18 protein-coding genes are annotated in these 24281 nt (G+C 65.4%); 12 read left to right on the forward strand and 6 right to left on the reverse strand.

Annotated elements, in window-relative coordinates:
- Nucleotides 1-16: 16 nt before the first annotated feature.
- The 6 genes from AC56LY_RS14290 (at nt 17) to AC56LY_RS14315 (ending at nt 9930) form a co-directional block, all read left to right on the forward strand.
- Complete coding sequence (locus AC56LY_RS14290; RefSeq protein ID WP_499580545.1) at nt 17-2254, forward strand: TonB-dependent receptor; 2238 nt, start codon at nt 17-19, stop codon at nt 2252-2254.
- The gene (locus AC56LY_RS14295; RefSeq protein WP_499580547.1) at nt 2254-3288 is read left to right on the forward strand and encodes an N-acetyltransferase DgcN family protein; all 1035 of its coding nucleotides are present in this window, start codon (nt 2254-2256) and stop codon (nt 3286-3288) included. Before AC56LY_RS14290 ends, AC56LY_RS14295 begins: the two co-directional genes overlap by 1 nt.
- Nucleotides 3285-4862 (forward strand): serine hydrolase, encoded by a 1578-nt coding sequence (locus tag AC56LY_RS14300; protein WP_499580549.1) that lies wholly within the window; start codon nt 3285-3287, stop codon nt 4860-4862. The genes AC56LY_RS14295 and AC56LY_RS14300 overlap by 4 nt, the downstream gene beginning before the upstream one ends.
- Nucleotides 4859-6058, forward strand: a complete 1200-nt coding sequence (locus AC56LY_RS14305; protein WP_499580551.1) for a dipeptidase — start codon at nt 4859-4861, stop codon at nt 6056-6058. Before AC56LY_RS14300 ends, AC56LY_RS14305 begins: the two co-directional genes overlap by 4 nt.
- A gap of 270 nt (nt 6059-6328) precedes the next feature.
- Complete coding sequence (locus AC56LY_RS14310) at nt 6329-8005, forward strand: methyl-accepting chemotaxis protein (RefSeq protein WP_499580553.1); 1677 nt, start codon at nt 6329-6331, stop codon at nt 8003-8005.
- Between the two features lie 260 nt (nt 8006-8265).
- The gene (locus tag AC56LY_RS14315; protein WP_499580555.1) at nt 8266-9930 is read left to right on the forward strand and encodes a methyl-accepting chemotaxis protein; all 1665 of its coding nucleotides are present in this window, start codon (nt 8266-8268) and stop codon (nt 9928-9930) included.
- 21 nt (nt 9931-9951) lie between these two features.
- On the opposite strand, the gene AC56LY_RS14320 is transcribed toward AC56LY_RS14315, so the two are convergent.
- A complete protein-coding gene (locus tag AC56LY_RS14320) occupies nt 9952-10893 on the reverse strand; it encodes a LysR family transcriptional regulator (protein ID WP_499580557.1) in 942 nt (313 codons plus the stop codon).
- 129 nt (nt 10894-11022) lie between these two features.
- Between AC56LY_RS14320 and AC56LY_RS14325 the strand changes: the two genes are divergently transcribed.
- From AC56LY_RS14325 to AC56LY_RS14340, 4 genes are read left to right on the forward strand one after another with little or no spacing between them, the layout of a single operon-like run.
- On the forward strand, nt 11023-12342 hold the full coding sequence (locus AC56LY_RS14325; protein ID WP_499580559.1) for a CitMHS family transporter: 1320 nt from the start codon (nt 11023-11025) through the stop codon (nt 12340-12342).
- A gap of 32 nt (nt 12343-12374) precedes the next feature.
- A complete protein-coding gene (locus AC56LY_RS14330) occupies nt 12375-13712 on the forward strand; it encodes an acyclic terpene utilization AtuA family protein (RefSeq protein ID WP_499580561.1) in 1338 nt (445 codons plus the stop codon).
- Nucleotide 13713: 1 nt separating this feature from the next.
- Entirely contained in the window at nt 13714-14016 is a 303-nt protein-coding gene (locus tag AC56LY_RS14335) for an AtuA-related protein (RefSeq protein ID WP_499580563.1), read from the forward strand.
- 48 nt (nt 14017-14064) lie between these two features.
- Complete coding sequence (locus AC56LY_RS14340) at nt 14065-15141, forward strand: porin (RefSeq protein ID WP_499580565.1); 1077 nt, start codon at nt 14065-14067, stop codon at nt 15139-15141.
- Nucleotides 15142-15202: 61 nt separating this feature from the next.
- Here the strand turns inward: AC56LY_RS14340 and AC56LY_RS14345 are convergent, their stop codons facing one another.
- The 4 genes from AC56LY_RS14345 to edd are packed head-to-tail and all read right to left on the reverse strand — an operon-like array spanning nt 15203 to nt 18973.
- A complete protein-coding gene (locus AC56LY_RS14345) occupies nt 15203-15880 on the reverse strand; it encodes a penicillin-insensitive murein endopeptidase (protein WP_499580567.1) in 678 nt (225 codons plus the stop codon).
- Nucleotides 15877-16413 (reverse strand): Rhs element Vgr protein, encoded by a 537-nt coding sequence (locus AC56LY_RS14350; RefSeq protein WP_499580569.1) that lies wholly within the window; start codon nt 16411-16413, stop codon nt 15877-15879. The genes AC56LY_RS14345 and AC56LY_RS14350 overlap by 4 nt, the downstream gene beginning before the upstream one ends.
- Nucleotides 16414-16433: 20 nt before the next feature.
- A complete protein-coding gene (eda, locus tag AC56LY_RS14355; protein ID WP_343025066.1) occupies nt 16434-17057 on the reverse strand; it encodes a bifunctional 4-hydroxy-2-oxoglutarate aldolase/2-dehydro-3-deoxy-phosphogluconate aldolase in 624 nt (207 codons plus the stop codon).
- Nucleotides 17054-18973, reverse strand: a complete 1920-nt coding sequence (gene edd / locus AC56LY_RS14360) for a phosphogluconate dehydratase (RefSeq protein WP_499580571.1) — start codon at nt 18971-18973, stop codon at nt 17054-17056. The genes eda and edd overlap by 4 nt, the downstream gene beginning before the upstream one ends.
- Before the next feature lie 230 nt (nt 18974-19203).
- On the opposite strand from edd, the gene pgi reads away from it, so the two are divergent.
- Entirely contained in the window at nt 19204-20847 is a 1644-nt protein-coding gene (gene pgi / locus AC56LY_RS14365; RefSeq protein ID WP_499570036.1) for a glucose-6-phosphate isomerase, read from the forward strand.
- A 24-nt stretch (nt 20848-20871) separates the two neighbouring features.
- Nucleotides 20872-21768, forward strand: a complete 897-nt coding sequence (locus AC56LY_RS14370; protein ID WP_499580573.1) for an SMP-30/gluconolactonase/LRE family protein — start codon at nt 20872-20874, stop codon at nt 21766-21768.
- A 53-nt stretch (nt 21769-21821) separates the two neighbouring features.
- On the opposite strand, the gene AC56LY_RS14375 is transcribed toward AC56LY_RS14370, so the two are convergent.
- Nucleotides 21822-24230, reverse strand: a complete 2409-nt coding sequence (locus AC56LY_RS14375) for a TonB-dependent receptor plug domain-containing protein (protein WP_499580575.1) — start codon at nt 24228-24230, stop codon at nt 21822-21824.
- Nucleotides 24231-24281: the final 51 nt, after the last annotated feature.

Here is a 24281-nt window from a genome sequence, read left to right on the forward strand (position 1 = left end):
ACCGGGAGAGATTCACATGGCAACAGTAGCAGGCCGTATCGCAGTGACTTCCATGGCGCTGGCCGTATCGGGCGCCTTATCGGGCGCCTTCGCAGCAGACCAGGCCGCGCCGCAGGACGACGTCCAGCAAGTCGTCGTGACGGCGCAAAAGCGCGCGCAGACGATGGTCGACGTGCCGCAATCGATGTCGGTGGTGGGCGGCGACACGCTCGACAAGCACCAGGCCACCGGCTTTGCCGATTACCTCAAGCTCGTGCCCAGCCTGCAGCTGGTGCAAAGCACGCCGGGCGAAGGCCGGCTGGTGCTGCGCGGGCTGGACACGGGCGGCGTGGCCTCGACCGTGGCGGTCTACCTCGACGAAACGCCGTTCGGTTCCAGCAGTGGCCTGGCCAATGGCGCAATCCTGGCGGGTGACTTTGACACGTTCGACCTGGCCCGCATCGAGGTCTTGCGCGGGCCGCAGGGCGCGCTGTACGGCGCCAGCTCGCTCGGTGGTCTCGTGAAGTTCGTAACCAATGCGCCGGAGCTGGACCGCTTCGCACTGCGCGCGCGGCTGGGCGCGGCGACGGTCGACGGCGGCAAGGTGTCGTACCGCTCGAACCTGGTGGTCAACACGCCGCTTAGCGACACGGTGGCGCTGCGCATGTCCGGCTCGTACCAGAAGGAGCCGGGCTTCATCGATTCGATCGGCACTGCCGGCTCGGACATCGAACGCAATATCAACGGCGCCCGCAACTACGGCGGGCGCGCCTCGCTCCTGTACAAGCCGGGCGCCACATTCGACCTGCGCCTGAGCGCCGTGGCGCAGAACATCGCCACCGATGCGCCCAGCACCGTGGAGAGCGACCCGGACACGCTCGAGACGCTGTATGGCCGTCCGACGCAGTCGCAGTTCGTCCCGCACATGCGCGACATCCACTACCGGGTCTTCAATGGCACTGCCAACTGGAACCTTGGCGCAGCCAGCCTGACCTCGTCGACCAGCTACAGCACGCAAAAGCAGTTCGTGCGAGAAGACGTCAGCTTCAACCTGACCGGCATCGTCGAAGACATTTTCGGCGTGCGCAGTGAGCTCTACCTCGGCCAGGAAGTCGAACTGAAGAAATTCACGCAGGAGCTGCGCCTGAGTTCCAACACCGGCAAGACGTTCGACTGGCTGGCCGGCTTGTACTACACCGACGAAGAAGGCGCCATCGCGCAGCGCTACCACGCCCTGGTGCCGGGGTCGATGACACCGGCAACCGGCCTGCCGCTGCTGGCGGACATCCGCCTGCGCTCGAACTACCGCGAGGTGGCGGCGTTTGCCAACACGACCATCCACCTTACGCCGGTGTACGACCTCGATGTTGGCGGGCGCTATAGCCACAACAAGCAGGACGGCCGCCAGACCGGCGACGGCGCGCTGGCCGGCGGGCCGGCCGACGACAGCGCCGATTCGTCCGAAGGTGTGTTTACCTATGCCGTGGCGCTCAAGCGCAAGTTCAGCGAACGCAGCGCCGTGTATGCGCGCGCGGCCAAGGGTTTCCGGCCCGGCGGGCCGAACGTGCTGCCGCCCAATCCCGGCCCAGGCACGCCCGCCACCTACGACTCGGACAGCGTGATGAGCTACGAAGCCGGCATCAAGACCCAGACGGTGGACGGCATGTGGTCCCTCGACCTGTCGGCCTTCCACATCAAATGGAAGGACATCCAGCTGCTGGCGGTAGTCAACGGTTTTGGCGTGAACACCAACGGCGCCGGCGCCACCGCCGATGGCGTCGAGATCAGCGCGGGCTTTCGTCCGATGCGGGGCCTGCGCCTGTCGGCCAACGGCGCCTGGAACAAGGCGCGCCTCGATGGTGCGACCGATCCGCTGGTGGGCGGCTTCAAGGGCGACCGCCTGCCCTTCTCGCCGAAATACACGGCCGCGCTGCTGGCCGACTATCGCTGGACGATCCGTGACACCACGCCTGCCTACGCCGGCGTCTCGGTGCGCCGCATCGCGGGGCAGTTCGCGTCGTTCGACTTCGACTACCGCACGGCCAATGGCCGCCAGCGCGAGATCCCCTCATACAACGTGTTCGACGCCCATGCCGGCATCGAACTCGGTACCTGGACCGTCGAGCTGTTCGGCAAGAACCTGGGCAACAGCGACGGCAGGACGTCCACCGGGACGTTGCTGGCCAACGGTGGCTTCATCAGTCCGAACGGCGCGCTCGGCGCCGGCGTGATTGCGCCGCGCACGCTCGGCTTTACGCTGACGAAGGAGTATTGATGATGCCCGCACCGAACGACGCACGCGCCGTTGGCCGCTGCCTGCTGTTTCTCGGCGACGTGACGGAATCCGGTTTCGCCAAGACCGCTTTTGGGCTGCGCGACTGGGCCGGTGAGCGCTGCGTGGGCGAGCTGCGCCTGCCCGGTGCCACGGTGACTACCGGCCTGCCCGGCCTCAGCGCCAGGCAAGCCGCGGCGCAGGGCGCCACCGCCATCGTCATCGGCGTGGCGGCGCCGGGCGGCAGCATCCCCGCAAGCTGGGTGCCGGCGCTGGCCGAGGCGCTGGCGGCGGGCCTGGACATCGTCTCGGGCATGCACGTGCGCCTCGACCAGTTCGCGGTGCTGAAGGACGCCGCGGCGCGCCACGGCCGGCGCCTGATCGACGTGCGCACGCCGCCCGCCGACATCCCGATTGCCAGCGGTCGGCCACGTGCGGGCCGGCGCATCCTCACAGTCGGCACCGACTGCGCACTGGGCAAAAAATATACGGCGCTCGCCCTTCGTCGTGGCCTCGCCGCACGCGGCCTGGACGTGACCTTTCGCGCCACCGGCCAGACCGGCATCATGATCGCCGGCAGCGGTATGCCGATCGACGCTGTGGTGTCGGACTTCGTGGCCGGCGCGGCGGAGATGCTCAGTCCCGCGGCGGCGCCCACGCACATTGACGTGATCGAGGGCCAGGGCTCGCTGTTTCATCCCGCGTTTGCCGGTGTCTCGCTTGGCCTGCTGCATGGCAGCCAGCCCGACATGTTCGTAGTCTGCCACGACCCGGCGCGCAGCCACCAGCTCGGGTATCCGGGTTCGCCATTGCCGTCGATCGAGACCGTGATCGAGCAGACGATCGTGCTCGGACGCGTGACCAATCCGGCAATCCGCTGCATCGGCGTCGCGCTCAATACCGGCGGCATGGATACCTCGGCTGCGCAGGCCGCCATCGAGGCACATGCCCGCCGTTTGCCGTACCCTGTCGCCGATCCGATGCGCGGCGGCGCCGATTTCGAGCGCCTGCTCTATGCTTGCCTGGAGATGCCATGAACTGCCCTCGTCTTGTTCCTTCCATCCTGCTGACGCTTGCCTGCGCCCCTGCGCTGGCCGCGCCGCCGGCCGGCTTCGAAGCCCGCGTCGAGACGCTGCGCCAGCGCGTGGGCACGCCGGGCCTGGCCATTGCCATCGTCGAAGACGGCAAGACGACGCTGGCGCGCGGCTTCGGCGTGCGGCAGCTTGGCGCGCCGGCGCCCGTCGACGGCGACACGCTGTTCCCGATCGGCTCGACCACCAAGGCAATGACGGCGGCCGCACTGGCCACGCTGGTCGATGCCGGCAAGCTCACGTGGGACGACAAGGTGACCGACCACCTGCCCGCGTTCCAGATGTACGACCCGTGGGTTACGCGCGAACTCACGATCCGCGACCTGCTGACACACCGCGCCGGCCTGGGCTACGGCGCGGGCGACCTGCTGTTCGTGCCGCGCACGAACCTGTCGCGCGCCGAGACCGTGCGCCGCGTGCGCTACCTGAAGCCGGCCACCAGCTTTCGCAGTACCTACGCGTATTCGAACCTGATGTATGTCGTGGCGGGCCAGCTCATCGAGCAAGTGAGCGGCCAGCCGTGGGAGGCCTACGCGCGCGAACACGTGCTGCGCCCGAGCGGCATGCGGCTGTCCACCACCGACAACGTCGATAACTTCGCCACTGCCAACCGCGCCTTCCCGCATGCGCGGATGGATGGCGGGCTGCGTGGCGCCGGCACGCAGGTGCGCCTGGACGAGCGCGATGACCTGGGCCGCAACGCGGCGCCCGCCGGCGGCGTGGCCAGCAGCGCCAATGACCTGGCGGCGTGGCTTCACACGCAGCTGGCCGGCGGCGTCGCGCCGGATGGCAAGCGTGTCTTCAGCAAGGCCACGCACGCGCAGATGTGGGCGCCATCGATGACCGTGCCGCTCGACGAGATGCCGCCGGAACTGAAACTCATCGAATCGACCTTCGCCAACTATGGCCTGGGCTGGGACCTGGTGGACTACCGCGGCGCGCGCATGGTCTGGCATGGCGGCGCAGTACTGGGCTTTGGCACGGCCGTCGTGATGCTGCCCGAGCAGAAGGTGGGCTTTGCGATTGCAATCAACAGCGAAGACGGGGAGCTGGTGCGGGGCCTGATGTACGAGCTGGCCGACCACTACCTGGCCAAGCCGAAGGCCGACTGGCCGGCCACGTTCGAAACCTATAAGGCGAAGAAGATCGCGGAGGGCCTTGCGCTGCAGAAGAGCAGCGCCGCCAAACCGGCGCGCACAAAGCCACTGGTGGCGCCGGCAGCGTTGGCGGGCACCTACGCTGACCCGTGGTATGGCAAGATCACCATCGCGGCGGCGAAGAATGGTTTGCGGGTCGACTTCGGCTCGACGCCGCGCATGGCCGGCCCGCTCGTGCACTGGCAGTACGATACCTGGATCGCACGCTTCGACGACGAAACCATCGAGCCAGCGTATCTGAGCTTTGCATTCGACCAGGACGGCAAGGTCGAACGCATCAGCCTCAAGCCCGTCTCGCCCATTGCCGATTTCAGCTGGGATTACACGGACCTGAATTTCACCCCGATCAAGGCGCCCGAATGAACCGCACGATGACGTCCACCATGGCACTGGCCTGCGCACTGCTGGCCGGCTGCGCCACGCCGGCGCCGACGCCGACGCCGAACCCCGTGGATCCGACACACCGCAAGCTGCTGACGCTCGACGCGCACCTCGACACGCCCGTGCATTTCGACCGCGCCGGCTGGGACTTCGGCGCCCGTCACGATCCGACCACCGAGATCGCGCAACTCGACCTGCCCCGCATGGCCGACGGCAGCCTCGATGGCGGGTTCTTAGTGATCTATACCGAGCAGGGGCCGCTGACGGCGGACGGCTTTGCCGCCGCGCGCCGCCATGCGCTGGCACGCTCCGCGCTGATCGACACCACGCTCGCGCGCCATGCGGACCGCATCGGCGTGGCCACCAGCGCGCACGACGCGCGCCGCCTCGATGCGGCCGGCAAGCTGGTGGCATTCAAGAGCATCGAGAACAGCTATCCGCTCGGCGAGAGCGTGACTGCGCTGGCGCAGTTCCAGGGCCAGGGCGTGCGCCTGGTGGGCGTGGTGCATAGCCTGAACAACCAGTTTGCCGACTCGTCAACCGACACGCCGCGCTGGAACGGCCTGAGTCCACTGGGGCGCGACTGGGTGGCCGAGATGAACCGGCTCGGGATGGTGATCGACGCGAGCCATGCGTCCGACGCTGTCGTTGATCAGTTGCTGGACTTGTCGCACGCCCCGCTGCTGCTGTCGCACACGAGTTCGCGCACGAGCTTCGACCATCCGCGCAACCTGGACGATGCGCGCATCCGCCGCATCGCCGCGGCCGGCGGCGCGGTCTGCGCGTCGACCATCTACCTGGGGGACATGCGCATGAGTCCGCGACGGGGCGAACTGTTCGACCAGATCGACCACATCGGCGCCATGACCCCGGCGCAGCAGACGGCGCTGGGCAAGGAGTGGCTGGCACTCGAAGCGGCCACGCCGATGTGGAGCACGAGCTTCGACCAATACATGGCCTCGCTGCAGCACCTGATCGACGTTGCCGGCATCGATCACGTGTGCATGGGTGCGGACTTCGATGGCGGCGGCGGTTTCCCTGGGCTGGACAACGTGTCGCTGCTGCCGCGCATCACCGCGCGACTCAAGGCGGGTGGGATGTCGGACACAGATCTGGGCAAGCTGTGGAGCGGCAATCTGCTGCGTGTGATGGATGCGGCAGCGAAGGCAGCGCATTGAACAGGGCCATCGACCATAGCCCTGCGTTATGGCAGATACATTCATCGACATTAGCTCGCCGACAACTTCGATAAGCAATCATTATCGGATAATAACAACCAAGTATCATATTGTTTCGCACCAGCAACAATTATCGTTATTGCCGGATTTTTGATATCCAATCAGCGTGCCTGCGTTTACGCTTGCCACTGTGCACTTGCGTTCCCGGCATGATGCACGCCCCGGCTTCACCAGGTTGCCGGGGCATCACTTGCTACCTGAACGGATACTATGAAAATCAACGATCTCAAAATAGGCGTCCGCCTCGGCGGCGCTTTTGCCGCCGTGCTTGCCCTGATGGTCCTGATGCTGGGCGTCGCCTTCTGGCAGCTCGAACGGATTGCCGACGCCAAGCAGACCATGGCGCAAACGTCCTACCGCGCCAAGCTGGCCAAGGAGTGGAGCCAGGGCACCGTCACCAACAGCGTCAGCACTGTTGCCAAGTACAAAAGTGTCGATCCGGTCGACGAGAAGTACCACGACGCGCAGATGAAAGTCATCAGCGACAAGGCAGGCAAACTGCAGAAAGAGCTCGAATCGCTGGTCCAGAGCGAACAGGGCAAGGCGCTACTGGCGGACATTGCCACTGAGCGCGCCAAGTATTCGGTAATGCGCAACGAGGGCTTCAAGATGAAGAGCGCGCTTGGCGCCGACAACGCCGAGGTCAAGGCGTTCTTCGAAACCAAGGTCATCCCCGAAATGCGCATTTACGTCGCCACCATCGAGAAACTCGCGACATACCAGGAGCAATTGTTCACCGATGCGGACACCAGCATCGACGCCATCGTCGTGTCGGCAACGCGCATCCTGATCGGCCTGGGCATCGCTGCGCTGGCCATCGGTGCGGCCTGCGGCTGGCTGCTTACCCGCAGCATCACGCGTCCGCTGGCGCATGCTGTGGGGCTGGCGCGCCAGGTGGCCTCGGGCGACCTGACGGCGGATATCCGCGCCGAATCGCGCGATGAAGTGGGCGACCTGGTGCTGGCGCTCAAGACCATGAACGACAACCTGCTCAAGACCGTGACCGAAGTGCGCGCCGGCACCGAGACCATCGTCACCGCATCGCAGCAGATCGCCTCGGGCAATCTCGACCTGTCGTCGCGTACCGAGCAGCAGGCCAGCTCGCTCGAAGAGACGGCGTCGTCGATGGAAGAACTGACCAGCACCGTGCGCCAGAACGCCGACAATGCACGCCAGGCCAATGTGCTGGCCAAGAATGCATCGCAGATCGCCGCACATGGCGGTGAAGTGGTGTCGCAGGTGGTGTCCACGATGGCGTCGATCAATGCGTCGTCGAAGAAGATCGGCGACATCATCGCCGTCATTGACGGCATCGCGTTCCAGACCAATATCCTGGCCCTGAATGCCGCAGTGGAAGCGGCCCGCGCTGGTGAACAGGGTCGCGGCTTTGCAGTGGTGGCCAGCGAAGTGCGCAACCTCGCGCAGCGCTCAGCCGCAGCGGCGAAGGAAATCCGCGGCCTGATCAGCGACTCGGTCACGAAGGTCGAAGCCGGTGGCCGCCTGGTCGATGAAGCAGGCACGACGATGCAGGAAATCGTGCAGGGCATCGGGCGCGTGACTGAGATCATGGCGGACATCACGTTGGCCAGCGCCGAACAGTCGACGGGTATCGAGCAGGTCAACGAAGCCATCACACAGATGGACGGCGTCACACAGCAGAATGCGGCGCTGGTGGAAGAAGCCGCAGCAGCGGCCGCATCGCTGCAGGAGCAGGCGACGACACTGGCGCAGTTGGTCAGCGTGTTCAATGTCGGTCATGGCAGGCCAGGGGCTATGCGCCAGGCTGCGCAGCCGGCAGCGGCCGGGCGTTCGCTGGCCGTCCGCAGCGCAACACCATCGCGCACTAATGTCGAGCGGGTCGAGGACGAAGAAGACGCCATCGCCTGATGGTGTCTGCCACAACGGGCCGCCCTGGCCCGTTGTGGCGAATAAAATAATCATCTTTACAACGTTATTATGCGCGTTACCTGCCCAAGGTAATGTTCACATATTATTTCGTTTTCTCCCAGCAACACATTCAACGAATTTTTCATTCCCGCTGTCAATACGCCTCGATCAGGGATTATTCTGAAACAAGGATTGCCTGTAAGTACAATCGTCTGAAGGCATCCACGATCGTCTCCCCTATTGTCAGGAATGGAATAGAAATGAACATCAAGGACCTCAAGATTGGCACCCGCCTGGGTGCGACGCTCGCCATTATCGTGGGCCTCATGGCCCTCATGGCAGGCAACGCACTATGGCAACTCTTCCAGATTTCAAATGCGAAGACAGAGATGTCGGAGGCTTCTGAAAAATTCATGCTGGCCACACAATGGCGCCAGGGGGTGGCGGTCAACCGGGTCAGTACCATCGCCCGCTTCAAGAGCACCTCGCCAGCAGACGAGGCCTACCATGAGAAGGAAATGAAGGCGGTCAGCGCCAACGTGAGCAAGGTACAGGACGAGCTGGAATCGCGCATCACGAGTGACGAAGGCAAGGCATTGATCGCCGCCGTGGCAACGCGCCGCACCGCCTACATCGACGCGCGCAACGCGGCTTACAAGCTCAAGCGCGAACTGGGGCCGGACAATCCGCAGGTGCCGGTATATTTTGAACAAAAAGTGATGCCGGAGATGCTTGCCTACACCGAGAGCGTCAATAAAGTCGCGGCCTTCCAGCAGATGCTGTTTACGGCTGCCAATGATCACATCGAAGTGCTCGACCAGTCGGCACGGCGCTCGCTGATCGTACTGGCACTGGTTGCGCTGGTGGCCAGCATCGTGCTGGGCATGCTGCTGGCGCGCAGCATCACCATGCCACTCCGGCGCGCCGTGGGCCTGGCGCGTCAGGTTGCCGCCGGCGACCTGACAACTGAAATCCGCGCCGAGTCGCGTGACGAAGTCGGCGACTTGCTCGATGCGCTCAAGACGATGAGCACGAGCCTGCGCAAGACCGTGACCGAAGTGCGTACCGGGACTGAAAACATCGTCACTGCGTCGCGTCAGATTTCGTCGGGCAATATGGATTTGTCTTCACGCACCGAGGAGCAGGCCAGCTCGCTCGAAGAAACCGCCTCCTCGATGGAAGAGCTCACGAGCACTGTGCGCCAGAACTCCGACAATGCGCGCGAGGCCAATGTCCTGGCCAAGAACGCATCCCAGATCGCGGCGCATGGTGGTCAGGTGGTGTCGCAGGTGGTCTCGACGATGGCGTCGATCAATGCCTCGTCGAAGAAGATCGGCGACATCATCGCCGTCATCGACGGCATTGCTTTCCAGACGAATATCCTGGCCCTGAATGCGGCAGTCGAAGCGGCGCGCGCCGGCGAACAGGGCCGCGGCTTCGCGGTCGTGGCCAGCGAAGTGCGCAACCTTGCGCAGCGCTCAGCCGCCGCAGCCAAGGAGATCCGCGGCCTGATCATCGACTCGGTCCAGAAGGTCGATGCCGGCGAACGCCTGGTCGGTGAAGCCGGCGCGACGATGCAGGAAATCGTGCAGGGCATCGGGCGCGTGACCGACATCATGGCCGAGATCGCGTCGGCCAGCGCCGAGCAAAGCACCGGCATCGAACAGGTCAACGAGGCGATCACGCAGATGGATGGCGTGACGCAGCAGAACGCGGCACTGGTCGAAGAAGCAGCGGCAGCATCCGCGGCGCTGCAGGAACAGGCGACGACCCTGGCGCAGCTGGTCAGCGTGTTCAACCTGGGTCAGGAAGACGCGCCCCGCCCTGACGCCAGCCGCTCTCTGGCACTGCGCGCGCCAGCGCCGGCACGCGCCCGTACGAAGAAAGCCAGGCCAGTCGGGTTGACAGAAAACGCCGTCGCCTGACAGGCCGCGCCGGGGCGCTGGCTAGAGGCCCAACCCCGCATCGACCGGCTTCGCACCGCGCTGCCTGCCATTGGCCGACAGCCGCGCTTCGATCAATTCAAGCATGCCCTGCGCGGCATGCGATAACGCCCGGTCCTTGCGCTGGACGATCAGGATCGGGCGCACCACGGCCGCCGCATCGAGCGGAATGGCAATCAGGTCCAGGCTGCGGAACTGGAACAGCGTCAGCTCCGGCACCAGACTCACCCCGAGTCCCTGCCCGATCAGGCCCGCCACCGTGGCCAGGTGCTCGACCTCAAGACCGGAATGGCGCACGTCCAGCCCCCGCGTCAACTGGTCGACGTGCTGGCGCACGCTGGTCGATGGCGCAAGGTGGATCAGCTCGCAGCCCACCAGATCGGGCATCCGGATTTTGCGCTTGCGCGCGAGCGGATGATCGCGCCGGCAGACAAAGAAAAACGGATCGCTGCACAGGGTGCGGGTTGAAAATTCAGCCAGGTTCGCCCCGGGCGCGGTCAGCGCCAGATCGACCCTGCCCTGGCGCAGCAAATGCAGGCATTGGTCCGACAGCGCATCGAACAGCTGCACCGTGATGCCGGGATAGGTGGCCTTGTAGTGCGCGATGACCTCGGGTATGCCGTTGGCCGCCAGCGATGGCAGCACGGCCAGCGCCACCCTGCCCTTGCGCCGCGCGATGAAGTCGCCCATGTCGGTGAAGGCCGCGTCGAGGTCAGCCAGCAAGGCGCGCGCCACTTCCACGAACAGTTCGCCTTCGGTGGTCAGGGTGACGTTGCGCGTGTCGCGCTGGACCAGTTTAGCGCCGACGGTCGCCTCGAGCTTCTGGATCACGGCGCTGAACGCCGATTGCGACAGATGGCAGCGCTCGGCCGCCTGGGTAAAATGCCGGTGCTGCTCGAGGGCCAGGAACGCCTGCAACTGCTTGGTGGAGATATTCGGAAGCATCGCGCCTGCCACTTATCGAAAAAGCCGCACAATCAATCGGAAAAATCCATTTTACAACAAAAACCAAGGCCCCCCAGAATGGCTTCAAGTGCTGCATCGATCAGCACATACAATAAATTGGAGACTTTCATGCTGGCCTTCCTCGGCTTTCTTACTATTTTCGCCCTGCTGTTCGTCATCCTTGGCAGGAAGATGTCCGCCCTTGTCGCGCTGATTGCGATCCCCGCACTGACTGCATTGATCGGCGGCTTCGGCGCCGAGATCGGCACCTTCATCACCGACGGCATCAAGGCGATCGCACCGGTGGCCGGCATGCTGCTGTTTGCCATCCTGTTCTTCGGGATCCTGACCGACGCCGGGATGCTCGACCCGATCGTCAACCGCATCCTGAAAATCGTCGGCACCCACCCGGCCCGCATCACCCTTGGCACTGCGGTGCTGGCGGCGATCGTCCACCTCGACGGTTCCGGCGCGGTCACCTTTCTCGTCACCGTACCGGCGATGCTGCCGCTGTATATCAAGCTGAAGATGGACAAGCGCATCCTGGCCTGCATCGTTGCCATGTCGGCCGGCGTGGCCAACGCGCTGCCATGGGGCGGCCCGACGCTGCGCGCGTCGGCCGCGCTGCATATTCCGATGACCGAGCTGTATCTGCCGATGGTGCCGGTGCAAATCGCCGGGATGCTGTTCGTCTTTGGCTGCGCCTGGATGATGGGCGTGCGCGAGCAGCGTCGTTTGGGCCCCACCGGGGCCGCGCCTGCCGGCGCCGCTGGCAGCATGGGAAGCCACCACGTGCCCGAGATCGACGAGGCACAACAAAAGCTGCGCCGGCCCGGGCGCTTCATTCCCAACCTGCTGCTGGTGGTGATCGTGCTGGCAACGATGATCAGCAATGTGCTCAATCCGGTCGCCTGCTTCATGTTCGGCACCGTGCTGGCCCTGATGATGAACTACCCGGATGTCGCCGAACAGCGCGCCCGCGTCGATGCGCATGCCAAGGCTGCCCTGATGATGGCGAGCATCCTGTTTGCCGCCGGTGTCTTCACCGGCATCATGAAAGGCAGCGGCATGCTGACCGCGATGGCCCAGGTGCTCGCGGCCAGCATCCCGGTCAGCCTGGCGAGCCACCTGCCGTTCGTCACCGGCCTGGTGTCCATGCCGCTCAGTTTGGTGTTCGATCCGGATTCGTTCTATTTCGGCGTACTGCCGGTGCTGGCCGAGGCCGGTAATACCCTCGGCGTGCCGCAGGTGCAGCTGGCCCAGGCCGCGCTGCTCGGCCAGATGACGACCGGCTTTGCCGTCAGCCCGCTGACACCGGCAACGTTCCTGCTGGTCGGACTGGTGGGCATCGACCTGGGAGAACACCAGCGCTTCACGATTCCGTACCTGCTCGCCACCACGGTATTCATGACATGCGTCGCCGCGCTGATCGGGCTGTTCCCGTTCTGACGCACCCATTGACCCTTTCGAAAGACTGCACCATGAAAACCCTACGCATCGGCTGCGGCGCCGGCTATTCGGGCGACCGCATCGAACCGGCGCTCGAACTGGCCGAGCATGGCGACCTCGATTACCTCGTGTTCGAATGCCTGGCCGAACGCACCATCGCCCTCGCCCAGCAGGCCCGGATGAAGGATCCGGCGCTCGGTTACGACCCGCTGCTCGAAGCGCGCATGCTGGCCGTGCTGAAGCCCTGCGCCGACAGGGGCATCAAAATCATCACGAACATGGGCGCGGCCAACCCGCTCGCGGCGGCCGCTAAAACCAGACAGATCGCCGTCTCGCTCGGCCTTGGCCACCTGAAGATCGCTGCCATCACGGGCGACGACGTCCTCGAACAGCTGCGTCAGGGCGACTACCTCGACGACACCGGCGAACCGGTGGCGGCACTGGGCAGCCGGCTGCTGTCGGCCAACGCGTATCTGGGCGCGCAGCCGCTGGTCGACGCGCTGGCGCAAGGCGCCGACATCGTCATCACCGGCCGTATTGCCGATCCGGCGCTGGTGCTCGCGCCAGCCATCCACGCCTTCGGCTGGGCGATGAACGACTGGCAGCGCCTGGGCCAGGGCACGCTGGCCGGGCACCTGCTCGAATGCGCCGGCCAGGTGTGCGGCGGCTACTTCGCCGATCCCGGCGTCAAGGACGTACCAAGCCTGGCGCGGCTGGGCTTCCCGCTTGCCGTGATCGGCGAGGACGGCAGCGTCGAGATCACCAAGGTGGCCGGTTCGGGCGGCTACGTGACCCGCGCCACCTGCACCGAGCAGCTGCTGTACGAAATCCACGACCCGGCTGCATACCAGACGCCGGACGTCGTGGCCGATTTCTCGGCGGTGACGATGACCGAGCGCGCACCGGACCGCATCAACCTGCAGGGCGCCAGCGGCCATCCGTGCAGCGGCATGCTGAAAGTATCGATCGGCTACATCGACAGCTACATCGGCGAAGGCCAGATCTCGTACGCGGGGCCAGGCGCACTGGCGCGCGCGCGCCTGGCGCAGGCGATCGTCGCCGAGCGATTCGCACTGACGGGCGTCGCACTGACCGAAGTGCGCTATGACCTGATCGGCGTGAATGCGCTGCATGGCGACCGTGACGGGCCGCTTGAGGCCGAACCGCGCGAGGTGCGGCTGCGCGTCATCGGCCGCACCGCCAGCCTGCAGCAAGCGATCCGCATCGGCAACGAAGTCGAAACCCTGTACACCTGCGGGCCGGCGGGCGGTGGCGGCGCCACCCGATCGGCGCGCGAAGTGATCGCGATCCGCTCCACCCTGCTGCCTGCCGCGCAGGTCAGCCCAGTGATCCATTTCGAGGAAACCTGACATGAAACTTCGCGACATCGCGCATTCGCGCGCCGGCGACAAGGGCGACATTTCCAACCTGTCCCTGATCGCGTTTCACGCGGCCGATTACGCGCTGCTGGAACAGCACGTCACCGCCGAACGGGTACGCCGGCATTTCGCCGGCATCGTGCACGGCCAGGTGACCCGCTACCTGCTGCCGCAACTGGGCGCAATGAACTTCGTCATGCAGCAGGCGCTGGGCGGCGGCGTGACACGCTCGCTGGCCCTGGACGCGCATGGCAAATCGCTCAGCTCGATGCTGCTCGACATGGAACTCGACTGAGTCGCCATGCCGCCACGCTGTACACCATAAAAACACACGGAGACAAACATGAAATTATCACCGGCGATTCCGATCGTCATGCTGCTTGCTGCCAGCGGCGCAGCCAAGGCCCAATCCAATATCACGATCTATGGCATTGCCGACGCCGGCATCGTCAACGAACGCGGGGGCGCAGCTGGCAACGTCACCAAAGTCAGCAGCGGCGTCGCATCCGCCTCCCGCCTGGGATTCAAGGGATCGGAAGAACTGGGCGCGGGCGTCTCGGCGCTGTTCGTGCTCGAGGCCGGGATCTCGATCGATACCGGTGCGCTGGCCTCGTCCGGCCAGGCATTCAACCGCCAGTCCTTCGTGGGACTTGCCAGCAAGGACGCCGGCAGTCTGACGGTCGGGCGCCAGTACACCCTGACCTACAATGCCCTCGGTCAGGTCGGCGATCCATTCGGCAGCGGCCTGTCGGGCAGCGCCAAGAACTTGTTCCCGGTCGCGGGCGCCAATCTGCGCGCGAACAATTCGATCATCTACACGACGCCCGTGAAGAATGGCTTCAGCGCAGGATTGCTGTACTCGCTGGGCGAGACCGCCGGCGACAGCGACGCCGGCAGCCAGTACAACGTCAGCGTCAACTATGCCAAGGGGCCGGTCAACGCCCGGCTGGCGCACAACCATCGCAACAACGACAGCGCCACCCTCACCGGCACCGACAGCGGTCGCAACACGCTGTTCGTGGCGAATGTCGACTTCAAGGTGGTCAAGGTCTTCTTCGCCTACAGCAACGACAAGGGGCTCAACAGCGCGCCACTGAACAATGCCACGCCACTCCCCTACGGCAGGGTGTTCAGACCAAGCCTGCGCGGCGACGACACGCTGGTCGGCGTCACCATCCCGGTCGGCCCGGCCGGCACCATCATGACCTCGTACATCCGCAAGAACGACAAGACGGCGCTGAACCAGGACGCCGCGCAGTATGCGGTGGGCTACGTGCATGCGCTGTCCAAGCGCACCAGTGCGTATACCTCGTACGGCATGATCGACAACCGGAATGGCGCTGGCTATACGGTGGGTAACAATGCCGAGGCTGGTTCGGGCGACCGGGCTTTCAATATCGGGTTGCGGCATACGTTCTGAACGAGGCAAGCTGGCGAGCGGTTCGATAGCGCAGCTGGCCACGGCAGCTGCCGCCGCCGGTCTACCTGGCGCACTTGACCGCGAAATCGACATGGTAATGCTCGTCGTGCCGAACCCAGGGCATGGTCTTCATGAACGGCAGCGATTTGATGTTCTGGCCTGCAGGTGTGGCTAGCACCTTCGGGATGTACTCAGGCGCCAGAATGACGCGCGCAATCCCGAAACCATGACGCCGTGCTTCCAGATCCAGCTGCGCCAGATGCGCGGCAATAGCGGCGAAGTCGATGCGCAAGTCCGCAAGCTTGCCTGCATCGTCGAATTCCAGATCGTACCCATAGTGGTTGTGCGCGGTCCGCGGCAACTGCGCCGGCCGGCCATCCCGGCCGCGCACCGGCACCATGAAGTCAACCGAAGTCCCGTTCTCGTGCGTGCGATGGGGCGGCATCGGCCCGCCGGTGCGCAGGCCGGTCTCGCCATAGACGTACTGCACGTCCGGCGTGCTGCGGGACAGTGTCGAATACGCGCCCAGCACCACATCGCGTAACTGCGCATGAACCCAGGTGCGGCCAAGCTTGAGTCCAAGTTCCGAGTAGGCAGCGAAGTTGACGCCCGCAAGCGGCAGTGCCACCGCGCCTTCGATGCGCCCGCTTCCACTGCTGCCAAAACAGGTGCTGGCCAGCGCGGGCGCGCACAGGACCGTGGCGGCCAGCATCGCGCCCACGGAAAACGGGAGCATCATGCGGCCAGCCAGCGCGCTGGCCCACGCGGCAGACTGGCGCGGCTGCCAGGGTCGACCAGAAACCGCGCCAGTACCTTCTCGTACAACGCCAGGCTGTCGCGATAGCGCTGCTGCCGCATGGCCTCGGGCCGGCGCAAGTGCTTAAGCACGAAGTAATCCGCCAGCAGATCCCCCTGCGCTTCCATATTGAAGTCCTCCAGCGTAGCATCTTCGGTCAGCGTGTAGCCATAGGATAGCCCGATCCGGAACGCGCCGCGCAAACGCACCGGATACCCGAGCTGATGCTGCCAGACGTGCACCATCTCGTGCATGAACCAGTGGATCGCGGGCGGATCGCCGCGTGCATAGTCGGGGAGAAAACAGGAGTGGTGAAAATACATGCTGCCGTTGGGCGTCATGCAGCAGTTCCGTGGCTGGAACGGCATGTAGCGGCGGTTGTGGATCCGCACGCGGGTAACATCGATGGCGTCGCCGAACAGCAGCGACGCCAATCTGGTTTCACCTTCGCTCAGGGGGCGAAAGTACGAGCGCATGGTGCGTCGCCCGCCGCCAGTCAGCTGGCGCGCAGCGCCGCGGCGGCTTTGGCCAGCGCGGTGATGTGGGCCCAGTCACCGGCCTCGATCGCGTCCTTCGGCGTGAGCCACGAACCGCCCACGCAGGCGACGTTCTTGCAGGCCAGGAAGGCCGGTGCGGTCTCGATCGTGATGCCGCCGGTCGGGCAGAACGTCATGTCCGACAGCGGGCCGCGGATCGCATTGAGCATGCCCACGCCGCCTGCCTGCATGGCCGGGAACAGCTTGACCTGGCGGAAGCCCGCTTCGCGCGCGGCCATCACTTCGGATGGCGTCATCACGCCCGGCAGCAGTGGCAGGCCGCTCGACTTGGCGGCGGCGATCAGCGCTGGCGTCAGGCCCGGCGAGACGCCGAACACGGCGCCGGCGTCGCGCGAGGCGACGAATTCTTCGGGCGACGTCAGGGTGCCGACGCCGACGATGGCGCCTTCAACTTCGCTCATGGCGCGGATCGCGCCCAGGCCGTGTTCCGTGCGCAGCGTGACTTCGAGCACGCGGATGCCGCCGGCGACGAGCGCCCTGGCCAATGGCACGGCGTGCGCCGGATCGTCGATGGCAATGACAGGGATCACGCTCGCCGAGCGCATAATTTCAAGTAAGGTCATTTCTGCGTCCTAAAGAGAAAGTCTTCGTCTGAACCCGGCACGACCTCATTGGCGTCCAGGCCTTCGTGCAGCGGCACGATGGTGGGGATCGGCGACGGCAGCGGGAACGTCGCCGCGCCCTGCTCCGCGGCGCTGATCGAGGCGCGGAACATCGTAAACAGTTCGCGGCCCATGCCGATGTGGCTCTTGCTCAAATCGGTCGTGGCCTGCTTGCGCGCAGCCCATTCTTCGGCCGGCACCAGCGCCTGCAACGTGCCGGTGGTGGCGTCGACGCGGATGATGTCGCCGTCGCGCACGAGACCCAGCGGGCCGCCGGCCAGGATTTCAGGCGACACGTGGATCGCCGCTGGCACCTTGCCCGACGCGCCCGACATGCGGCCATCGGTCACCATCGCCACCTTGAAGCCGGCATCCTGCAGGTTCGACAGGGCTGGCGTCAGGGCGTGCAGTTCCGGCATGCCGTTGGCGCGTGGGCCCTGGAAGCGCACCACCGCGACGAAATCGCGATTGAGCCGGCCGGCCTTGTAGGCGCCCATGAAATCTTCCTGCGAATCGAACGTGATCGCCGGTGCTTCAATCACGTGGTAATCGTGCTTGACGGCCGATATCTTCATCACGGCGCGGCCCAGGTTACCCTGCACCAGCACCATGCCGCCGTTGGGGCTGAACGGGTTCGATGCCGGGCGCAGCACGGTTTCGTCGCCGCTCTGCAGTGGCGTGTCGCGCCAGATGGTCTTGCCATCCTCGCCCAGGAACGGCTCCTTGCAGTGGGCGCGCAGGCCGTGGCCCAGCACCGTGTTGACGTCTTCGTGCGCCAGGCCAGCGTCCAGCAGTTCGCGGATGATGAAGCCCGGGCCGCCGGCGGCCTGGAAGTGGTTCACGTCGGCTTCGCCGTTCGGGTAGATGCGCGTGAGCAGCGGCACGACCTTCGACAGCTGGTCGAAGTCGTCCCAGTCGATCACGATACCGGCCGCGCGCGCGATCGCCACCAGGTGCAGCGTGTGGTTGGTCGAGCCGCCCGTCGCGTGCAGGGCGGCGATGGCGTTGACGATGCATTTCTCGTCCACGATGCGGCCGATCGGCATGTAAGTGCCGCCCTGCTGCGAGATCGCCACCGCCTGGCGCGCTGCGCTCCTGGTCAGCGCGTCGCGCAGTTCGGTGCCCGGCGTGATGAACGCGGCGCCCGGCAGGTGCAGGCCCATGACTTCCATCAGCATCTGGTTGCTGTTGGCGGTGCCGTAGAAGGTACAGGTGCCGGCGTCGTGGTACGACGCGGCTTCGCATTCCATCAGTTCTTCGCGCGTGGCCTTGCCCTGCGCGTAGAGCTGGCGCACGCGCGCTTTCTCTTTGTTCGACAGGCCCGACGTCATCGGACCGCCCGGCACGAAGATGCCCGGGATGTGGCCGAAGTGCAGCGCGCCGATCAGGAGGCCCGGCACGATCTTGTCGCAGATGCCCAGGTACAGGCTGGCGTCGAACATATTGTGCGACAGGCCGACGGCGGTGGCCATGGCGATGGTGTCGCGCGAGAACAGCGACAGTTCCATGCCCGGCTGGCCCTGCGTGACGCCATCGCACATGGCCGGCACGCCGCCGGCAAACTGGGCCACGGCGCCGATCTCGCGCACGGCGTCCTTGATGATCTTCGGATAGCCCTCGAACGGCTGGTGCGCCGACAGCATGTCGTTGTAGGAAGAAACGATGGCCACCGACGGCTGCTTGACTTCACGCAGCTTCAGTTTGTCGTTGGCCGGGAACGCGGCGAACCCGTGGGCAAGGTTCGTGCAAGACAGCGCGCCGCGCTGCACGCCCTGGATGCGGGCGGCCTCGAGGTGCGCCAGATAGGCAGCGCGCGACGGGCCGCTGCGCTTGATGATGCGGTTGGTAACCTGTTCGACTACGGGGTGGAGCGCCATGTTCGTTCCTTCCTGAATTTAGTATCTGAAATTTTACTACAATTTGGGTCGCTACGCTCTTCCGCGACTCCCGGTGCTGTATGGATGAGCATGAAGGCACATTCCGAAAAGCGCCGGTAGTTGCTATCCTGACGGCGCACACGCGCTTTTATGTAGTGAATTTACGCGCAGATAATTGTATTATTCGATAATCTGTTAACGACAACATTGTGCCACGCACCCCGGACCCCATGCGCCAGCCATCCTTGACCAGTACCGCCAGTTTCCAGGCCCTCGCCCAGCACGCCGACATTGCCACCACGTGGCAGATGCGCGATCTGTTTGCCGCCGACCCGCAGCGCTTCGAGCGATTCAGCGACGAGGCTGCAGGCCTGTTCCTAGACTATTCAAAAAATCGCCTCGACGGGCGCACGCTTGAACTGCTGATGCAGCTGGCGCGCGAGCGCGGTGTCGAAGCGCGGCGCGATGCGATGTTCCTGGGCGCGCGCATCAACAACACCGAAGGCCGCGCCGTGCTGCACACCGCCCTGCGCGCCCCGCGCGGTGCGTCGCACGTGGTCGACGGCGTGGACATCAACGCCGACATCCACGCTGTGCTCGATCGCATCAAGACCTTCACCGACGCGGTGCGCAGCGGCGAATGGCTGGGCCACACCGGCAAACCGATCACGGACATCGTCAATATCGGCATCGGCGGCTCGGACCTGGGCCCGAAGATGGTCGTGCTGGCCCTGCGCCACTACGCACATCCGCGCCTGCGCATGCACTTCGTCTCGAACGTCGACGGCCACGACATGGACGCGGCCCTGGGCCAGGTCGATCCCGAAACAACGCTCTTCATCGTCGCCTCCAAGACCTTCACCACCACCGAGACGATGATGAACGCGCAGACCGCGCGCCGCTGGTTCCTGGCGCACGCGCCTGAAGAGGCTTTGGCGAAGCACTTCGTCGCCGCATCGACCAATACCGAGGCGATCAAGGCCTTCGGCATCGACCCGGCCAATATGTTCCCGTTCTGGGACTGGGTCGGCGGCCGCTATTCGGTCTGGTCGGCGATCGGCCTGCCGGTCGCGCTGGCCGTGGGCTTCGGCTACTTCAAGGACTTCCTGGCCGGCGCGCACGAACTGGATGAACACTTCCGCACTGCGCCTCTCGAGCAGAACCTGCCGGCGCTACTGGGCCTGATCGGCTTCTGGAACCGCCAGTTCCTTGAATGCAGCTCGGTCTCGATCGCGCCGTATCACCAGGACCTGAACCGCTTCCCGGCCTATCTGCAGCAGCTCGACATGGAAAGCAACGGCAAGCGCGTCACGCGCGACGGCCAGCCGGTCGACACGCCAACCTGTCCGGCGATCTGGGGCGAGTGCGGCACCAACGGCCAGCACGCCTACTTCCAGCTGCTGCACCAGGGCACCGACGTGACGCCGATGGATTTCATCGCCGCCCTGCGCCCGGCGCACGAGATGGACCACCACCACACTGCCCTGCTGGCGAACTGCTTCGCGCAGTCGGAAGCCTTCATGAAGGGCAAGACCGCCGACGAAGTGCGCACCGACCTGACGGCGCAAGGCTTGCCGGCAGACGAAGTCGAGCGCCTCACGCCGCACAAGACCTTCCCTGGCAACCGCCCGAGCAACACGATCCTGATGGAGCGCCTGACGCCTACCACGCTGGGCGCCCTGATCGCACTGTACGAGCACAAGACGTTTGTCCAGGGCGTGCTGTGGGACGTGAACAGTTTTGATCAGTGGGGCGTTGAGCTGGGCAAGGTATTGGCCAAGAAGATCGAGGCCGAACTGGCGGGCGAGCCGGTGCCTAACCTGCACGACAGTTCCACCAACGGCCTGATCGCGCGCGCGAAAGCCGCGGTCTGATCCCGAACCTTTGATCCCGAGACTATGGCAACCGAAAAATTTGAAGTGGTACACGATGCGCCGATGCTGGTGGGCGAATCGGCGATCTGGCACGAAGTCGAATCGGCCCTGTACTGGGTCGATATCGAAGGCCTGACCGTCAACCGCCTGCACGCAGCAAGCGGCAAGTTCTCGTCATGGAAGATGGGCTCGAACCCGTCGGCGCTGGCGATCGACGACAACAATTTTCTGGTCGTGGCCACGCGCGAACGCCTGCTGCGCCTGAACACGACCGACGGTGCGGAAACCCCGATCGCCGATGCGCCCTACGACACGTCGAAGGTGCGCTTTAACGACGGCCGCGTCGACCCGGCGGGCCGCTTCTGGATCGGCACCATGTACGAGCCGCGCGACCAGCCGGCCGCCGAGATGTACGTGCTCGCACGCGACAACCTGCGCTGCGCCTGGCGCGGCGGCATGACCAACTCGAACGGCCTGGCCTGGAGCCTGGATGGCCGCACGATGTTTCATGCCGATACCACCTCGCACCGCATCGACTGCTACGACTTCGACGTGGCCACCGGTGAGCACAGCAACCGCCGCACGATCCTCACCTTCCCGACCGATAAAACGGCGCCGGACTACGGCGGCCGGCCCGATGGCGCGACGATCGACTCTGAAGGCATGTACTGGGTCGCGATGTTCGAAGGCGGGCGCGTGCTGCGCATTTCGCCAACCGGCGAGATCGTGCGCGAGATAAAACTGCCGGTACGCTGCCCGACGTCGGTCTGCTTCGGCGGACCCGACCTGCGCACGCTGTACATCACCAGCGCCAGCCACGGTCGGTCGAGCGAAGAGATCGCGCAGTATCCGCACACCGGCAAGGTGCTGTCGGTGCGGCTCGATGTGGCGGGCCGCGAAGAGCCTGAGTACGCGATCTGAACCCGGAGCGCAATCTGAAGCCCGGGTCGCGCTGACCCCGGGCCCGCACCTGCTTACCAGGTGTAGCCGGCCTTCACATAGAAGTAGCGGCCATTGAAGCCGTTCGGCGCCCACACGCTGTACGGCTGGGTGCCGTTCACGTTCAGGTTGGCCCGCGACGTGACCTGCGCAGGATAGCGGTTGGTCACGTTGTCGATGCCGGCCGTCAGGCGCCACTGGTTCAGGCGCACGCTTGCTGCCAGATCGAGCACCCATTGCGGGTCGTAGTTCTGGTCCAGCGCCGGATCGTTCTGCGGCACCGTGAATTCGCCGTAACGCGTCACCACGGCGCGGCCATTCCACGCACCCTGCGTAAAGTCACCCGTCAGGCCAAGCTTGTCCTTCGGCGAACCCACCGTCAGGCGGTTGATGCTCTGGCGGTCCACCAGTGACAGTCCCTGCCCCGACAGCACCGCCGGCGACGCCGCCACACCCTGCACCTCGTTGTCGTTATGGTTGTAGGCCAGCGTCAGGTCGGCGCGCGCGCCCTGCGCGAAGTTCAGGCGGTACGTGCTGACCACGTCGACGCCCTTGGTGCGCGTATCGACCGCATTGGTGAAGTAGCGCGCCGCGCCGACGAACACGCCCTGGGATGCGAGCGCGCGTGACAGCGCCGGCGCATTCGCCAGTTGCAGGTTCGACGAGAACACGATGCGGTCGTCGATATCGATGCGGTACAGGTCGACCGTCGTGGTCCAGTTGCGAGTTGGCTGCCACTGCGCACCGATGCTCAGGTTGCGCGCCTTTTCGGCCTTGAGCGGCTGCGCGCCCAGTGCGCGGGCGGCGGCGCTGCCGACCGGGAAGGTGCCCGTCTCCACCAGCGCGCTGGTGCCGTTCACGAGCAGCGTGTTGGTGGTGGTGATCGTGTAGAACGACTGGGCCAGCGACGGCGCGCGGAAACCGTTCGAGGCCGTGCCGCGCAGCGCGAAGGCTGGCGTGAACGCATAGCGCGCCGATGCCTTGGCCGAGTTGGTGCTGCCGAAATCGCTGTAGCGCTCATGGCGCAGCGCCAGGGCGCCCGACAGTGCACTCGTGATGTCGCCTTCCAGGTTCAGGTACACCGATTTGTTGTTGCGGCTGTTTTCGCCTGCATTCTCAGGGCGGAAGCCCGAATAGCCCTGCGCGCCGGAACCGAAGTACGAACCAGCTTCGCCCGCGCCGATTTCATAGGATTCATGGCGCGCTTCCAGACCCAGCGCCACGGTCAGCGGACCGCTCATGAACGACACCGGAACCTCGCGCGCCACGTCCAGGTTGGCCAGGCTTTGCTTCGAGGTGAGTTCGCCCGCATAGAAGCTGGTCGGGCTGGCCGCGCCCAGGCTGTAGTTGACCGTGTCGTTGACGTCGAGCGTGAAGCGGTTGCGGCCATGGTTCAGGCTCGCATCCCAGCGCCAGCCGCCGGCCACGCCGCGCAGGCCCGTCACGATCGAGGCATCGGTCGAGGTGCTGCCCAGCAGCGGCTGGAAGCCTTCCGGATACAGGGGCGAGCGCAGCGTGGTGCGGTTGTTGTCGGTGAACGCGGTGCGGAAGGTCGCCGCCGACGAGGTGTCGCGCTCGCCGTAGCTCGCAAAGGCGTACCAGTCGACGTCGTCGTTGATGCGCACTTCGCTGTTGACGAACAGCGTGCGCGGGCGGCTGTCCGGGTCGCCGTAGCGCTGGGTGATCAGGCCCTGGCGTGGACCGGCGGACGGGCGCGGGTCGGCGAACGAGCGGTTGGTGGCGTTGCGCTCGGCCGCTTCGACGGCGATGCGCACCCAGCCATCCTGGCCCAGGTTGAAGCCTGCCGAGCCACGCACGGTGCCCTGCTCGCCGTCACCCGCATCATACTGGCCATACACCACTTCCGCTTCGCCGCCCTTGGCGCCGCGCTTGAGGATGATGTTGACCACGCCGGCAATGGCGTCCGAGCCGTATTGGGCTGCGGCGCCGTCGCGCAGCACTTCGATGCGCTCGATCGCCGCCAGCGGAATTGCGTTCAGGTCGACCGGGGCCGAGCCGCGGCCCAGGGTGCCGTTGACGTTGACGACAGCCGACGTGTGGCGGCGCTTGCCGTTGACCAGCACCAGCGTCTGGTCGGGCGACAGGCCGCGCAGCTGCGCCGGACGCACTGCATCGCTGGCATCGGCGCCGCTCGGGCGCGGGAAATTCATCGATGGCAGAAGGCGCGAAAGCACGGTGGCCAGCTCGCCCGAGCCGGTGCTGAGCAGTTCCTTGTTGCCGATGACGTCGACGGGCGACTCCGAATCGAGCGTGCGGCGGTTCAGTGAACGGGTGCCGGTGACGACGATCGTCTGCACGTCCTGGGCGGCCGGCGCCGGTGGCGGCGTATCCTGGGCCAGCGCGGCGGTCGGGGCCAGGGTTGCGATCAGGCTCAGGATCAGGACCGCGCGATGCGGGTTGGCGTGATGGTGCTTGCAGCTCATGGGGGGCTTCTCTTCTTCTGGTCGGTGACGGCGGTACCTCGACCGCCGAAG

The sequence above is a fragment of the Telluria sp. ZT3P25 genome (assembly GCF_059685895.1).

Bases quoted from the DNA above. Each gene is read 5' to 3' on its own strand.
- AC56LY_RS14290 (WP_499580545.1), top strand. From the start codon at position 17: ATGGCAACAGTAGCAGGCCGTATCGCAGTGACTTCCATGGCGCTGGCC.
- AC56LY_RS14295 (WP_499580547.1), top strand. From the start codon at position 2,254: ATGATGCCCGCACCGAACGACGCACGCGCCGTTGGCCGCTGCCTGCTG.
- AC56LY_RS14300 (WP_499580549.1), top strand. From the start codon at position 3,285: ATGAACTGCCCTCGTCTTGTTCCTTCCATCCTGCTGACGCTTGCCTGC.
- AC56LY_RS14305 (WP_499580551.1), top strand. From the start codon at position 4,859: ATGAACCGCACGATGACGTCCACCATGGCACTGGCCTGCGCACTGCTG.
- AC56LY_RS14310 (WP_499580553.1), top strand. From the start codon at position 6,329: ATGAAAATCAACGATCTCAAAATAGGCGTCCGCCTCGGCGGCGCTTTT.
- AC56LY_RS14315 (WP_499580555.1), top strand. From the start codon at position 8,266: ATGAACATCAAGGACCTCAAGATTGGCACCCGCCTGGGTGCGACGCTC.
- AC56LY_RS14320 (WP_499580557.1), bottom strand. From the start codon at position 10,893: ATGCTTCCGAATATCTCCACCAAGCAGTTGCAGGCGTTCCTGGCCCTC.
- AC56LY_RS14325 (WP_499580559.1), top strand. From the start codon at position 11,023: ATGCTGGCCTTCCTCGGCTTTCTTACTATTTTCGCCCTGCTGTTCGTC.
- AC56LY_RS14330 (WP_499580561.1), top strand. From the start codon at position 12,375: ATGAAAACCCTACGCATCGGCTGCGGCGCCGGCTATTCGGGCGACCGC.
- AC56LY_RS14335 (WP_499580563.1), top strand. From the start codon at position 13,714: ATGAAACTTCGCGACATCGCGCATTCGCGCGCCGGCGACAAGGGCGAC.
- AC56LY_RS14340 (WP_499580565.1), top strand. From the start codon at position 14,065: ATGAAATTATCACCGGCGATTCCGATCGTCATGCTGCTTGCTGCCAGC.
- AC56LY_RS14345 (WP_499580567.1), bottom strand. From the start codon at position 15,880: ATGATGCTCCCGTTTTCCGTGGGCGCGATGCTGGCCGCCACGGTCCTG.
- AC56LY_RS14350 (WP_499580569.1), bottom strand. From the start codon at position 16,413: ATGCGCTCGTACTTTCGCCCCCTGAGCGAAGGTGAAACCAGATTGGCG.
- eda (WP_343025066.1), bottom strand. From the start codon at position 17,057: ATGACCTTACTTGAAATTATGCGCTCGGCGAGCGTGATCCCTGTCATT.
- edd (WP_499580571.1), bottom strand. From the start codon at position 18,973: ATGGCGCTCCACCCCGTAGTCGAACAGGTTACCAACCGCATCATCAAG.
- pgi (WP_499570036.1), top strand. From the start codon at position 19,204: ATGCGCCAGCCATCCTTGACCAGTACCGCCAGTTTCCAGGCCCTCGCC.
- AC56LY_RS14370 (WP_499580573.1), top strand. From the start codon at position 20,872: ATGGCAACCGAAAAATTTGAAGTGGTACACGATGCGCCGATGCTGGTG.
- AC56LY_RS14375 (WP_499580575.1), bottom strand. From the start codon at position 24,230: ATGAGCTGCAAGCACCATCACGCCAACCCGCATCGCGCGGTCCTGATC.